The organism is bacterium, from assembly GCA_030697645.1.
GTDB lineage: Bacteria > Patescibacteriota > Minisyncoccia > Phycocordibacterales > VMGT01 > JAUYPI01.
Genome location: JAUYPI010000006.1, coordinates 38,288 through 51,898 on the forward strand (window position 1 = coordinate 38,288; position 13,611 = coordinate 51,898).

The window sequence follows — 13,611 nt, forward strand, 5'->3', positions numbered from 1 at the left end:
GGGCATTGTCTCTCGTCTCTTTTTTGCGTCGTCTGTTTTCGTCTCTAAAAGCTAAAAGCTATCAGCTAACAGCTTGTACTATGCGTGATTACCCAATCGAAAAAGTTCGCAATATCGGTATCATCGCCCACATTGACGCGGGCAAGACGACGACGACCGAGCGCATCCTCTTCTTTACCGGCGTCTCGCACAAGATCGGCGAGGTGCATGACGGCAACACGGTGATGGACTGGATGGAGCAGGAGCGCGAGCGCGGCATCACCATCACGAGCGCCGCGACGACCTGCTTTTGGTCTCATTCCGAGGACCCGGATAGTGAAGAAAAACGGCATCGCATCAATATCATAGACACGCCGGGGCACGTAGACTTCACCGTCGAGGTGGAGCGCTCGCTCCGGGTGCTTGACGGCGCGGTCGTGGTCTTTGACGCGAAGATGGGCGTCGAGCCGCAGAGCGAGACCGTCTGGCGGCAGGCGGACAAATATAAAGTGCCGCGGCTCTGTTTCGGAAACAAAATCAATGCGCTCGGCGGCGACTTTCGGATGACGCTCGCGAGTATCCGCGAGCGGCTCTCGCCGAATGCGTTCTTGATTGTGCTCCCGATCGGCGAGCACGATATGCACCGCGGGATCATCGATCTCGTGGAGCAGAGAGCGTGGATGTACGCGGACGATACGCATTTGGTGTTGCAGGAAGAGCCGATACCGGAGGAGATGAAAGAGCTGGTGCGCGAATACCGCGAGCAGATGCTTGAGAAAATAGTCGAGGTAGACGAGCAGCTGCTTGCGCGCTACCTCGAGGACGGGGAGCTCTCAGTGGACGAAGTGAAATCGCTGATCCGCCGCGGCACGCTCTCCGGCGAATTTTTCCCGGTGCTGTTTGCGGACGGCCGGAGCGCATCAGTGACGAAGCTCCTCGACGCCGTCATCGCGTATCTTCCCTCGCCCGCAGACGTGCCGCCAGCACGGGGTACGGATCCGAAGACGCTCGCTGAAGTCGAGCGGCCGCCCTTGGACAGCGCGCCGTTTGCAGCGCTCGCCTTCAAGCTCCAGTCTGACCCCTTCGTGGGGCAGCTCACGTTCTTCCGCGTCTACTCTGGTACTCTCGAGAGCGGCTCGTACGTCTACAATAGTACGCGTGACGTCAAAGAGCGTGTCGGGCGCATTGTGCGGCTCCACGCAAACCAGCGCGAGGAGGTGAAGGAAGTGTTTGCGGGCACGATCGCTGCGATGGTGGGGCTGAAGGACACGAAGACCGGCGACACGCTCTGCGATCCCCTGCATCCCGTCATTCTTGAAAAAATTACCTTCCCCGAGCCGGTGATTTCGATGCGTATCGAGCCGAAGACGAAGCACGATCAGGAGAAGATGGGCCTTGCGCTCCGCAAGCTCGGCGACGAGGACCCGACGTTTCGGATTTCGACCGACGAAGAGACGCTCGAGACCATTATCTCCGGCATGGGGGAGCTCCACCTTGAGATAATCGTGGATCGGATGCGCCGTGAGTTCAGTGTGGAGGCAACGACGGGGAAGCCCCAGGTCGCCTACAAGGAGACCATTACCGGCGAGTCCGAGGCCGAGGCCAAGTACATCCGCCAGACCGGAGGCCACGGCCAGTACGGGCATGTGAAGCTCCGCTTGAGACCCATCGCGGAGCCGGAAGAAGGCAAAAAGCAGCCAAAAAACATCCATCGTGAGGAGGGATACGAATTTATCAACTCGATTAAGGGCGCGATTATTCCGAACGAGTTTATCCCCGCGGTGCGCAAAGGTGTGCGCGAGGCGATGGATCGGGGGATTCTTGCGGGCTTTCCGGTGGTGAATATCTCCTGCGAGCTCTACGACGGCTCGTATCATGAGGTGGACTCGTCCGAAATCGCGTTCAAGATCGCGGGCTCGCAGGCATTCCAGGAGGCGGCAAAGCGTGCGCGACCGGTCTTGCTTGAGCCAATCATGCGCGTCGAGGTGGTAACGCCGGAGAAATTCCTCGGCGACATCACGGGCAACCTCTCCTCAAAGCGCGGGCAGATCAATGCCATGGAGGAGCGCGGGACTATGCGCGTCGTCAAAGCCCAGGCGCCGCTCGCCGAGCTCTTCGGCTATGTGACGACGCTCCGCTCGCTCACCCAAGGCCAGGCGAGTCCCAATATTGAGTTCGACCACTACGCGATCGTGCCGCCGAACGTGGCGCAGACGATCATTGACGCGAGGAAATAAGCATGCTAGTCTGCAAGAGGTGCCCGTACGATCGGTATTCTGTACCCGCTTATTGGAATATTTACAATCGTCTGGCTGATTTTGTTTACTGCCTCTCTCTATCCGAGATAGATTCTCACCTCAAGGAAGGAGGAAGACGTGAAGAAGTTATGGAAAATAATTCGCGGCACCGAAGATCCGGTAAGTTTTGGTATCGAAATGAGTGGGATCGTTCCTTCTTTGCTTATCGGAGTAGTTCTCGTTATCTTTGCACGGGGTGAGTGGAAGTGGATTGGAGCGTTTTCTCTACTCGTTGCCCTTGCTTTCTTTGTGTCACCCCGCGTCTGGATAAAGTGACCACACTCATCGTCCCGCTTAGTAAGCATTGCGCTGAACGGCGGGGCGTTTTTTTTGTATATACGTACAGATACGAAACTACTTTGAGAAGTTGGACTTCTCAAAGTAGTTTCGTCGGTGTTTTTATGTGCGTGGTTTTTGAGATATGGGTTAAAAAACAGCGCGGCCAAAAAAGAACGCCCCACGCATGATATACATGGGGCGTTTTTTTTTGTGAAATTGGATCTCCTATTGATCTTCTGAAGGCCGTGGCCTCTGCTGGATGATTTTTTTGTGTGCGGGGCATATCTGATGCGAATTCACGCTATGCCCAAAGCGATGTTAAGGCGGCGATGAGCACGAGCGATGGCAAGACGTGCTCTCCGTTCTTTTTGGCGACATCTGTGACAAACAGGTTCGTTTTCAATGCGCATACTGACCAGTTCGACTTTTTTGCATCTGTAACACCGCTCATGAACGGAAGAGTCATAGTAGCGAGCGTTGCTATAGCAGTTTTCGCAAATTGGCTCCCTGTCTTCGGTGCGTACTTTGACTGATTTCACCCGCCCGCACACGGAACATTTTTCGTGTGTAGCAGGATCTTTCTTCCGACACTCCTGGCAACGCAACTTTCCGGATTTACGATTTAGCTGGACTCTTTTTTCTTCTCCGCATACACTGCATATTCCCTGCATCGCCACCTCCTCGTTTATGAACAGGGTGAGATAATCGAAATTCTATTTCTTTCTTACCACAGGTGTCTTACAGGAGTCAACCGCGCCTCCCGTAATTTTTTCCCTATTCCTAATTTTTGGAGTTCAGATTTCCTAAACTCTGTCCGACATCCGATGTCGGAGTCGGACAGGAGATCCTATCATTCCCTCCCCGTGGCCTTTTGGCGTGGAGTGCACACGGGTACCTTTCTCTGGCGTATACCGAATGCATCAAGGCGATGGATTTAGTATAGTATACGTATGGAAACAAACGACGTCATACAGAAACTCGAGGCTCACGAAAAAAAGCTTGACGCGATATTTCGGTCTACGGAAAAAACGCGCAGGTATATATTCTGGACTATGATTGGCAGCATCGTTGTATTCGTACTGCCCCTCATCGGTCTCTTATTCGTGGTGCCTTATTTTTTGAGCGTGTATTCCTCAATGTATCAGGGATTGGGGCTCTGATACATTCCTATCGTGGAGAAGATGCAGGATTCGTCTGGCGGAGCGGGATCGTGAATCGTATGGTAGTGCCTTCGTTTTCAGCGCTGGTGAAATCCATCTTACCGCCGTGGTTTTCGACGATATTTTTCGCCATGTAGAGGCCGAGGCCGGTGCCGGCGGTAGCATAGAGTTTAGCATTTCTGGCGCGGAAGAATTGATCGAAGACCTGGCGCTGTTGCTCCTTCGGGATGCCAATGCCGGTGTCTGCGACGCTGACCTCGATGTCTCGCGCCTTCTTTCGTACGGTGAGCGCGACCGCACCTCCTTCAGGCGTATATTTGATCGCGTTGTTGATAAGGTTGTCAATAACGATGCCGACTTTTTCTGCGTCGATCGAAATTGAGGGCAGCACGGAGGGCAGAGAGATTGAGAAAGCGACTCGCTTACGCTTGGCAACAGGACGCGTTGCGTTAACGACCTTTTCAATAATCGGCAGGAAATCCTGTTCCACCGGCACGAAGCCAAAGCGTCCTTCCTCGATGCGCGCAGTGTCGAGGAGGTCGCTAATGAGCTCTGTCGCAGTGACTGTCACCCCGAGGCTCTCATTGAGTATTTTGAGCTGTTCCTCACTGAGCGGCCCGAGTTCGCCGTCAACAAGCGACTGGAGCGACCAACGCACGCCTGTGAGAGGTGTCCGGAGCTGGTGCGCCGCGACTGAGACGAATTCTGATTTGACGAGATCAAGGCCTTCGAGGCGCGTGTTCGCGCTCGAGAGCTCGATATCACGGCGCACGAGCACCTTGCCGACCTCGCTGAATTCACCCGCGACGCGGGAATACTCATCGTTCGCCCGGGAGGACTCTCGGTCTTTGCGCACGAGAAGCCGTGCGCTATCGGTGTTCTCGTGAAGCCATACTTCGAGCTCTTGGTTGTGTTTGCTGAGCGTGCGCACGGCGCTGAACGCTGCCGTCGCCGCCCCCGCTGCAGTGAGGGCGGTGAGAGCGCCCCAGAGCACGCGGTTAAGCAGGCCTGCCGTTAAAATCGCGGCCGCAGTCACGAGCGGCGAGAGAAGGAGCGCGAGGGTAAGGCGGAGGCGGGGGGAGAGAGTAAAGATATTGCCGGCATGTTTGGGAAAGTGCATGGGAGTAAAATGCAAAGTTCAAAGCGCAAAACGCAAAACAACAACGCAAAATAACACAGTAAAATTCGAATTTCCAACCAACAAGCTCCAAATCAAATAAATTCCAAGCTCCAACCAACAAGCTCCAAACAAATTTCAAATTCCAATGCATCAAATCTCAAACACGCACGTCGTGTTTGGAAATTGGATTTTGAATATTGGGATTTGTTTGGAAATTGTTTTTTGGAAATTGGAGATTCGTTTTGCTTTTTGCACTGTTGTTTTTCGCTTTACACTTTGCGTTACTTCGTCCCAATCCCCACAATCGTAATCGTCCCATTATGGAACAGCGTCGGCTCGGGTGCAGTGCCGCCGCCGATCGCGTGTATCGCGGGCGCGTACTCGCCGTAGCTTGCAATGCCGAGAAGCGGCGTATCACGCCCCACGATATCAAGAATAGCGTTGGTTTCGTCTTTGATCATAGCACCGAGGAGTTTTTTGCGTGAGATGCTCTCAAAGACGAGGAGGAGTTTCAGCGAGACGTGTGAGCGCTTCAAGCGCTCCATCAGGCCCTCGGTCGCGGTGCATGCAGCAGTCAGCGCTTTTTCTTTGCTCCCGATCATGAGACGAACCCGAGCGCCCTCGGGTATTGCCGCGGCGAGAGTGAGCGAACCGTCTTCTTCTGCCCTGAGGGGATTTCGGATGAGGTACTCATCGCTCACGCCAGTGCGGACGCCAAGTGGGTAGCCGAGTGCCGAATGTGCGAGTGGCTCGGCGCGAAGTTTTGATAGATCTTCCCCGAAATAGTCTTCGTAGATAGACGCAGCTCTCCTTCCCTCGAGTTCAAAAACGCGCGTACCTTCTGCGCGCGTTACTCTCTGCGGTATGCCGACCGGTATCCAGCCGCCTTCGACGCCGATGCCGAGCACGCATTCGCCTGAGATCGCACAACCGACAAGAGCGTCGTCTCCAACGAGAGCGTCCCGGTACTGGAACGTCCGCTCGAACGTGAGCTCATCACTTGCCGCCACTCCGGCAGCCGGTATATTCGCACCGAGCACACTCTGCAAGCCCCCGAGCACCTCGGCAGCGCCGCCTCGGAGCATATTAGCGAAGAGGAGGAGTCCGACGAGCTCCCCGGTGGCGAGTTCCCTGATTTCTTGCCCTACGAGGGCGCCTGCGGCGCGGGCGCCGTTTTTCATGAGCCCCATACCGGAGGCGAATGTGACTGAGTCGCTCTCGAGCGCGACGACCGCTACCGTCTGGTCAACGGGGCCTTCATTCGTGAGGATCCCCGTGGCTGAACAGCCGACAAGGGGAGCGTTGCCGCTTGCGTCCCGCACGCCGCGGACGAGCGCCTCCTGGTCGTAGAGTGTAGAAGCGAATACCAAAAGCTGCGTCGGCCGCTCAACCCCCGCCCTCTCAAGGGCGCTCTGAGCTGCCGCAAAACCCGCTTGGTGCGCGTCGTGTTCTTTGGCGGTGCCGACTCCGACGATGAGAGACATGGGGGATGATGGCGCAACCGCTCACGCCTTAAAATTTTGCGCTCGAGCTTCGGCGTTTAGAAATAACAGTCGCCTCATTGACGAAAAACGCATAACTCGCCTGCGGGCTCAAACAGATGCGTTTTTCTATTCGGCTCCTTTATTTCCAAAACGCCTCTCGCTATGCGCAAAATTTTAAGGCGTGAGCGGTTCCGGCGTGAGAGTGGTTTGACTACGTAATTCCGAGCAACTGCTCTATCTTCGCCACGATCTCGTTCGGCGATGTGTTCGCTTTGACAGCGTAGTCCGCAGCCCCGATCTGCCTTGCTTTCTCAAGGTCGTCTCGTTGACCGAGATTGGAGAGAATAAGCACGGGGATATGTTTCATCTTTTCATTCGCCTTGATCTCGCGCAGGAGCACGAAGCCGTCCTCGCCGGGAAGGATGAGATCAAGGCAAACGAGATTGATCGGCTTTTCGGCAAGGAGTGCGCGACCCTCTTCGACCGTCTCCGCCCGAAAGACGGTAAATTTCTGATCGTGGAGCTTTCGCTCAAGCATGCCGCCGAGAAACGGGTCGTCTTCAACAACGAGGAGCACAGCGCGAGTCTCCTCAGGTGAGATTTCTCGTGGAGCATCGCCTGATCCTGCCACACTGTCCGCACCGGGACCGGTGGCGCTCTCTTGAATGCTGTCATCATTCATAGAAGTATTGAGAGTATAACAAAGAGAGCGCACGGCGCACAAGGACACCCCTGTGTATAACGTGCGCTTGACAGGGGATGCAGGCCGCGTTACATTGTGATATAAGGTCAAAATGTTACATGTCAAATGTCATGAACTCGGATTTCGAGCCCCGAATATTCGGATTTGGATAAGTCTTTTTTATCAGTTAATTTTTTACGCCGAGATCGCTTCGCACTGTCGTCCGCGCTCATCGAGGCGTCGGTAATTTCCGAAGCGATTCTCGCGTACCACATAGTATGGCAGACTTTGAGAGAACAAAGCCGCACGTCAACGTCGGCACCATCGGGCACGTTGACCACGGCAAGACGACCCTGACCGCTGCGATGCTTCACGTCTTGAACCTCGCCGGCCAGAAGGTCAAGATGCGCAAAGTTGACGAGATCGACTCTGCACCGGAGGAGCGCGCGCGCGGCATTACGATCGCGCTCTCGCACAATGAGTACGAGACCGCGGAGCGCCACTATGCGCACGTCGACGCGCCGGGCCACCAGGACTACATTAAGAACATGATCACCGGCGCCGCGCAGATGGACGGGGCGATCATCGTGGTCGCGGCCACCGACGGCGTCATGCCGCAGACCCGCGAACACATTCTCCTGGCGCGCCAGGTCGGCGTACCGCGCATTGTCGTCTTCCTCAATAAGGTGGACATGGTGGACGACCCTGACCTCATTGATCTCGTCGAGGAGGAGGTGCGCGAGCTCCTGAGTAAGTACGACTACGATGGCGCAAGCGTGCCGGTTGTGCGCGGCTCGGCACTGAAGGCCCTTGACGCAAAGTCAGCGGACGATGAGTGGGCGAAAAAGATTCTCGAGCTCACGAAGGCGCTCGATACGTTCATCCCAATCCCTGAGCGCGACACGGACAAGCCGTTTCTGATGCCGGTCGAGGACATTTTCTCGATCGAAGGCCGAGGGACGGTCGCAACCGGTCGCATTGAGCGCGGGAAGGTCAAAGTCGGCGAGGAGGTGGAGATTATCGGCCTTCAGAATACTGCGAAAACCGTGGTGACCGGCATCGAGATGTTTAATAAGTCGCTCCAAGAGGGCATTGCTGGCGACAACGCGGGCATACTCCTGCGTGGTACGAAGAAAGAGGACATTCACCGCGGCCAGGTGCTCGCTAAGCCCGGCTCGGTAACGCCGCACACGGAGTTTGACGCGGAGATCTATGTGCTCTCGAAAGACGAAGGTGGGCGTCATACGCCGTTCTTCAGTGGTTACAAGCCGCAGTTCTACATCCGCACGACGGATGTGACCGGCGACGTCACTCTGCCCGAGGGCACCGAGATGGTGATGCCGGGGGATACCGTGAGCGCGAAGGTGAAGCTCATCGCCCCGGTCGCGCTCGAGGAAAAGCAGCGGTTCGCAATCCGCGAAGGAGGGAAGACCGTCGGAGCCGGAGCCGTAACTAAAATTATAGCGTAGCAATGGTAACCACCCACCAATAGTTCTGATTCGATTGGTCAAATTTTCAATTTTACAATTTCCAATCAATTTTCAATGTGTCAATGACTCAATGACGGGCGAAGTCGTGTTTGAAAATTGGGTCATTGAAAATTCACTGAAAATTGAAAATTGTAAATTGAAAATTTCGAATGGGAGAGGTGGGTGGGCTTTTGCTTGATTTTTTGCCATGGTTACTAAATCAACGGCTCCGCGTAAGCGCGCCGCGGCAGCGCGCAAAAAGGAGGAGGTTTCGCACAAGCTCCGCATTCGCATCCGCGCCTACGAGCACAAGATTCTTGACTCGTCCGTAAAGCAGGTCATGGACACCGCGCTTCGCTACGATGCGCGGGTCGAGGGTCCGACGCCGCTTCCGGTTGAGATCAAAAAGTACACAGTCAACCGCTCATCGTTCGTGCACAAGAACGCGCGCGAGCAGTTCGAGATGCGCACGCACAAGCGCCTCATTGACATCCTCGACCCGGCGCCGAAGTTGATCGAAGCGCTTACGAATCTCACGTTGCCGTCGGGAGTGAATGTGGACGTGAAGATGATGTAAAGGTTTGAGCTTTTAGCTTATAGCTGTTAGCTTTTAGGGGTTGTCGCGGCGTGCGCGAAGCACGCAATCGTTAGTCTGTCGTGCCTCTAAAAGCTATAAGCTAACAGCTAAGAGCTTTTTTGTATGAAATTCATTCTTGCCACCAAACAGCACATGACCCAGCTCTTCGACGAGGACGGGCGTGCATACCCGGCGACTCTACTTACCGCTGGGCCGGTTACCGTGACGCAGACGAAGAGCAAAGAGCGCGATGGCTACCGTGCGGTGCAGGTGGGTTTCGGGGCTCAGAAAGCGCAGCGGCTCTCGGCGCAGCAGCGCGGGCACCTCAAGGGGCTCGGAGCGTTTCGGACGCTCCGCGAATTTCGCTTAGCCGAGAGTGAGGCCGCGCTTGAGCGCGGCGCGATGCTCGACGTCTCGCAGTTTGCTCCGGGAGAGCGCGTGCGGGTCTCCGCTACATCGAAAGGCAAGGGCTTTCAGGGAGTGGTGAAGCGCCACGGATTCAAGGGCGGGCCGAGGAGCCACGGCCAGAAGCACTCGGAGCGCGAGCCGGGCTCGATCGGCGGCGGGGGGCGAGCCGGCGGCCGCGTCGTAAAAGGGATGCGCATGGCGGGCCGCATGGGCGGCGATCGCGTCACGGTGCGCGGTCTTCGGGTGCTCGCGGTGGACCCCGAAGCGCACGAGCTTCTCCTCCGCGGCGCGGTCCCCGGGAGGCGCGGAACGCTTGTTGAGGTGAGGGGATAGAGGACTCTGCATGGATTTTTTCAAAATAAGGAGAGAAAATATACCGCCGAGCACTATAGCATAATTGCTACATGGCTCGAGCGGATAGCGGTATTGCTTCTTGCTTCGCTTGTAGTCCAAAAAATTGTTTCCGGCAGCTCGTTTGTTGACACGAGCGTGGCAGGTGGGGTTTTATTGTCAGGGGTTGTGTACTACGCGGCGCTTTTATTTTTACAGAACTCGTAGTATAGTACTCGTATGGTCTCGCAACTTCTCATTTATATTGGGGGGGCGCTCATTGCGGTGATGTTTATTATTTTGGCGTATCCAATGGAGGGAAAACATGGGCATGGACGCAGTTGATAAGTGTATACGAGAATGATATAAAGATTCATCCCCCGCCCGGAGGCGGGGGATCGTGTGAGGGGTGTGAGTAAGAGGCGTTGATGTCAGTTTGCCGCTTTTTTGGAAATCGAGCTTATCTCTGTCCAATAAAAATGACCATCACCCCTGGTGTAACGGCAAGTGGCGTAAGCATTATATGCTGAAGAAAACACCTCGTGGGCAGTCGTACACAGTACCGTCTTTCAGTGTGATAGATGTTGGCTCCTTTCAGTCGGCGGTACATCCGACAACAAGTAACGCGAGCAATGCCGTAGCGATACAAAACACTCTTTTCATCGGTTTCCCTTCCATGTGATGCGAGTTATGTAGGCCAGTCTGGCTAGACCGACGTTTCGGGTTTCTACACGGAGAATTATACAAAAATTTATGCATGTCAAGTCTTATAGCCAAACAGGTGCAGAAGCGGGGACCATTGATCTTCCCGATGCCGTTTTTGCTCTGCCGTGGAACGCGGACCTCGTGCACCAGGTCGTGGTCGGCATGCAGGCGAATGCGCGCACGAATGTCGCGCACACCAAGGGTCGTGGCGAGGTGCGCGGCGGCGGGAAAAAACCCTGGAAGCAGAAGGGCACCGGCCGCGCGCGGCATGGCTCGATCCGCTCACCGCTCTGGAGGGGCGGTGGGGTGACGTTTGGTCCGACGAACGAGAAATCATACACACAGAAGATCAACCAGAAGATGCGCGTGAAAGCGCTGTTCACCGCGCTCTCGCAGAAGCTACGCGACGGCGAGATGCTTTTTGTGGACTCGCTCACGTTTCCCGCTCCGAAGACCGCCGACGCGAAGCGCACCGTGACGGCGCTTGCAGGTATTGAAGGGTTCGGGCGGCTCGCGACGAAGACCCGCAACACCGCCCTCCTTGCGCTCGCCCGTCGCGACGAGGCGGTCGAAAAAAGTTTCCGCAACTTCGGCAACATCAGTACGGTTGAAGCCCGCAACTTGAATCCGGTAGAGGCGTTGAAATATAAATATATAATCTTTACCGAACCGAGTGAGGTGTGTAAGATACTTGCCGAGCGACAGCGGCAGTAAGAGAATAATTTCCAATTTTCAATTTTGCAATTTTCAATCAATTTTCAATTATCTAATTTTCAAACACGAACGTCGCCGTGATTGAGTCATTGAAACATTGAAAATTTATTGAAAATTGAGCATTGAAAATTGAAAATTTCACCTATGGCTTTCTTCCGCAAAAAAATACAGACATCCGAGATACCCGCGACCGCAGCGGCGCGTGACGATGCGCCACAGCACGCCCCCGGTGTTTCGGAGCACAAGCGCGCTAGTGCGCCTCGGCTCGCCTCACGTCGGTCTCTCTCCGACGTCCTCATCCGCCCCCGCATTACCGAAAAAGGCACGATTGTCTCCGCGCACCGAGCGTACGCCTTCAACGTCGCGCCGTGGGCGAACAAGTACGAGATTGCCGCGGCGGTCCGCGCGACGTATAAGGTGACGCCAGAGAAGGTCACGGTTGCTCGCATTCCCGCAAAGGCGCGTTTCGTGCGTGGCAAATGGGGTACGAAAGTCGGAGGGAAGAAAGCGTATATTTTCCTCAAACAGGGAGAGAAGATAGAGTTTGTCTAATTTTACATTTGACATTTGACGTTCGATCCTTGCAGGGACATCCGTCGTGGTCAAATGTTAATTGTCAAAGGTCAAATGTTGGTATTGGTTGAACTTCGGCATTAATTTTTGATTTTTGCATTAAGCATCTATGAAAAGTTATCGTCCCACCACCCCATCCCGCCGCGCCATGTCGGTCGTGTCATATAAAAATACGCTGACCACCGCGCGGCCGCTGAAGCCGCTCGTCCGCGGCGGCAAGCGCCACGTTGGCCGAAATAAGGATGGCCGCATCACCGTGCGCCACAAAGGCGGCGGCCATAAGCGGCGTTTTCGCGCGGTGGATTTTAGCTACGATAAGCATGACATCCCGGCGCGGATCGAGCACCTTGAATACGACCCGAACCGCTCCGGCTTCATTGCGCGCCTCCTCTATGCGGACGGCGAGCGGCGCTATATCCTCGCGCCGCAGCGCGCAGCAGTGGGGGATAGCGTGCTTATCTCCGAGAGCGCGTCGGTTGTGACAGGAAACAGACTGCCGCTCGGAAAAATTCCTGTCGGCGCGTTTGTCCACGCGATCGAGCTCAAGCCCGGGGGCGGCGCGCGCCTCGCGCGGTCTGCCGGAAACTACGCGGAAGTGGTTGCGCAGGAGGGCGGCTACACGCACCTCAAGATGCCTTCGACTGAAATACGAAAGGTGCTCGGGGGCGCATGGGCTTCAATTGGTGAAGTCTCGAATTCCGAGCACCGTCAGAGAGTGTTCGGCAAGGCGGGCCGTTCGCGATGGCTCGGGATTAGGCCCACCGTGCGCGGCAGTGCGATGAACCCAGTTGACCATCCGCACGGCGGCGGCGAGGGCCGCTCCGGCCGCGGCCGACGCCGTGCGGTCTCCGCGTGGGGAAAGCCCACCGGCAAGGGCCACAAGACCCGCCGTGCGAAGAAATACTCAAACGCCCACATCATCTCGCGTCGTCGTGTTGGCAAGAAACGTGGATGACGTGTTTAGAAAGTGGAAGGTGGAAAGTGGAGAGTAGACAGCGGCAACCAAAAACGAAAACCCACTTTCTACTCTCCCGTATGTTGTATGGAACATCAAACAATCGCGGTGAAGGCGATGTGTCTTTTTGAACACGAAGGTAAGGTGCTGCTCTGCCGCGGCTACGATAAAGTCAAGGACGAGCACTTTTACCGGGTACCGGGCGGGCACGTTGAGTTTGGGGAGCGGGCGGAGGAGGCGGTACGACGCGAGATTATAGAGGAGCTCGACTCGGAGATAGAGGATCTTGTGTTCGAGCGCGTTGTTGAAAACATTTTTGAATACCAAGGGGCGCCCGGACACGAAATCGTTTTCATGTATACCGGCCGCCTCGCGAACTCCGTGCTCCACACAAAAGATGTGATTTCCTACGCCGAACATGACGGCTCTCAACACGAGGCAGTGTGGATTCCTGCGGCGGACATCCTCTCTGGCGCTGCACGCACCTATCCGACGTGCGATTATCGTTCCCCTTTGACGCAAGGAATTTAATAAAAAGTGTTGGAAAAATATCGCGCGATTACGCTTTTTTTGTTGAGGCATATCTTTGTCTGATCGAACCAGGACGCGCACCACTCGGAAGTTTTGTTTTCTACCCCTTGTTTTTTGGTCCACTTTTTTGCAATAGCAATGCGACCGCTTTGTTATTGCAAATTCTTTAGACAGTAGACACGGTACCCCTATGCTGTACGTGAGACCCGCCCTGACAGAGTGTCGGGGCGGGTTCGGTGCAGGACACCTCCTTCCTGCTAAACCGCGTGGTGTCCGCGAGAGCGAAGACTGCGACAGAATAACTGATTTACGATAATTTACAATCGTGAATTATTGTAAATCGTATCT

Annotated in this window: 11 protein-coding genes; 8 read left to right on the forward strand and 3 right to left on the reverse strand. The window is 55.3% G+C overall.

What is annotated here, in order from left to right; all coding sequences use genetic code 11:
- Positions 1-80 precede the first annotated feature (80 nt).
- On the forward strand, positions 81-2,216 hold the full coding sequence (gene fusA, locus Q8R39_01510) for an elongation factor G (protein ID MDP3735086.1): 2,136 nt from the start codon (positions 81-83) through the stop codon (positions 2,214-2,216).
- 1,506 nt (positions 2,217-3,722) lie between these two features.
- On the opposite strand, the gene Q8R39_01515 is transcribed toward fusA, so the two are convergent.
- From Q8R39_01515 to Q8R39_01525, 3 genes are all read right to left on the reverse strand, one after another.
- The gene (locus Q8R39_01515) at positions 3,723-4,835 is read right to left on the reverse strand and encodes a HAMP domain-containing sensor histidine kinase (GenBank protein ID MDP3735087.1); all 1,113 of its coding nucleotides are present in this window, start codon (positions 4,833-4,835) and stop codon (positions 3,723-3,725) included.
- A 281-nt stretch (positions 4,836-5,116) separates the two neighbouring features.
- Positions 5,117-6,319 carry an FIST N-terminal domain-containing protein gene (locus Q8R39_01520; GenBank protein ID MDP3735088.1) on the reverse strand — a complete coding sequence of 401 codons (1,203 nt, stop codon included), beginning with the start codon at positions 6,317-6,319 and terminating at the stop codon, positions 5,117-5,119.
- Between the two features lie 211 nt (positions 6,320-6,530).
- On the reverse strand, positions 6,531-7,001 hold the full coding sequence (locus Q8R39_01525; protein ID MDP3735089.1) for a response regulator: 471 nt from the start codon (positions 6,999-7,001) through the stop codon (positions 6,531-6,533).
- 278 nt (positions 7,002-7,279) lie between these two features.
- Between Q8R39_01525 and tuf the strand changes: the two genes are divergently transcribed.
- The 7 genes from tuf to Q8R39_01560 all read left to right on the forward strand — a co-directional run bounded on the left by tuf (position 7,280) and on the right by Q8R39_01560 (position 13,263).
- Positions 7,280-8,470, forward strand: coding sequence for an elongation factor Tu (gene tuf / locus Q8R39_01530; protein ID MDP3735090.1), 1,191 nt, complete (start codon positions 7,280-7,282; stop codon positions 8,468-8,470).
- A 208-nt stretch (positions 8,471-8,678) separates the two neighbouring features.
- A complete protein-coding gene (gene rpsJ, locus Q8R39_01535; protein ID MDP3735091.1) occupies positions 8,679-9,047 on the forward strand; it encodes a 30S ribosomal protein S10 in 369 nt (122 codons plus the stop codon).
- A gap of 123 nt (positions 9,048-9,170) precedes the next feature.
- Positions 9,171-9,788, forward strand: a complete 618-nt coding sequence (gene rplC / locus Q8R39_01540; protein ID MDP3735092.1) for a 50S ribosomal protein L3 — start codon at positions 9,171-9,173, stop codon at positions 9,786-9,788.
- Between the two features lie 750 nt (positions 9,789-10,538).
- Positions 10,539-11,204 (forward strand): 50S ribosomal protein L4, encoded by a 666-nt coding sequence (gene rplD / locus Q8R39_01545; GenBank protein MDP3735093.1) that lies wholly within the window; start codon positions 10,539-10,541, stop codon positions 11,202-11,204.
- Between the two features lie 144 nt (positions 11,205-11,348).
- Entirely contained in the window at positions 11,349-11,756 is a 408-nt protein-coding gene (locus Q8R39_01550) for a 50S ribosomal protein L23 (GenBank protein ID MDP3735094.1), read from the forward strand.
- A 130-nt stretch (positions 11,757-11,886) separates the two neighbouring features.
- On the forward strand, positions 11,887-12,732 hold the full coding sequence (gene rplB, locus Q8R39_01555) for a 50S ribosomal protein L2 (protein ID MDP3735095.1): 846 nt from the start codon (positions 11,887-11,889) through the stop codon (positions 12,730-12,732).
- Between the two features lie 87 nt (positions 12,733-12,819).
- Complete coding sequence (locus Q8R39_01560; protein MDP3735096.1) at positions 12,820-13,263, forward strand: NUDIX domain-containing protein; 444 nt, start codon at positions 12,820-12,822, stop codon at positions 13,261-13,263.
- The last annotated feature ends 348 nt before the right edge of the window (positions 13,264-13,611 follow it).

Bases quoted from the DNA above. Each gene is read 5' to 3' on its own strand.
- Q8R39_01560 (MDP3735096.1), top strand. From the start codon at position 12,820: ATGGAACATCAAACAATCGCGGTGAAGGCGATGTGTCTTTTTGAACAC.
- Q8R39_01515 (MDP3735087.1), bottom strand. From the start codon at position 4,835: ATGCACTTTCCCAAACATGCCGGCAATATCTTTACTCTCTCCCCCCGC.
- rplD (MDP3735093.1), top strand. From the start codon at position 10,539: ATGCATGTCAAGTCTTATAGCCAAACAGGTGCAGAAGCGGGGACCATT.
- tuf (MDP3735090.1), top strand. From the start codon at position 7,280: ATGGCAGACTTTGAGAGAACAAAGCCGCACGTCAACGTCGGCACCATC.
- Q8R39_01520 (MDP3735088.1), bottom strand. From the start codon at position 6,319: ATGTCTCTCATCGTCGGAGTCGGCACCGCCAAAGAACACGACGCGCAC.
- fusA (MDP3735086.1), top strand. From the start codon at position 81: ATGCGTGATTACCCAATCGAAAAAGTTCGCAATATCGGTATCATCGCC.
- rplB (MDP3735095.1), top strand. From the start codon at position 11,887: ATGAAAAGTTATCGTCCCACCACCCCATCCCGCCGCGCCATGTCGGTC.
- rpsJ (MDP3735091.1), top strand. From the start codon at position 8,679: ATGGTTACTAAATCAACGGCTCCGCGTAAGCGCGCCGCGGCAGCGCGC.
- Q8R39_01525 (MDP3735089.1), bottom strand. From the start codon at position 7,001: ATGAATGATGACAGCATTCAAGAGAGCGCCACCGGTCCCGGTGCGGAC.
- Q8R39_01550 (MDP3735094.1), top strand. From the start codon at position 11,349: ATGGCTTTCTTCCGCAAAAAAATACAGACATCCGAGATACCCGCGACC.
- rplC (MDP3735092.1), top strand. From the start codon at position 9,171: ATGAAATTCATTCTTGCCACCAAACAGCACATGACCCAGCTCTTCGAC.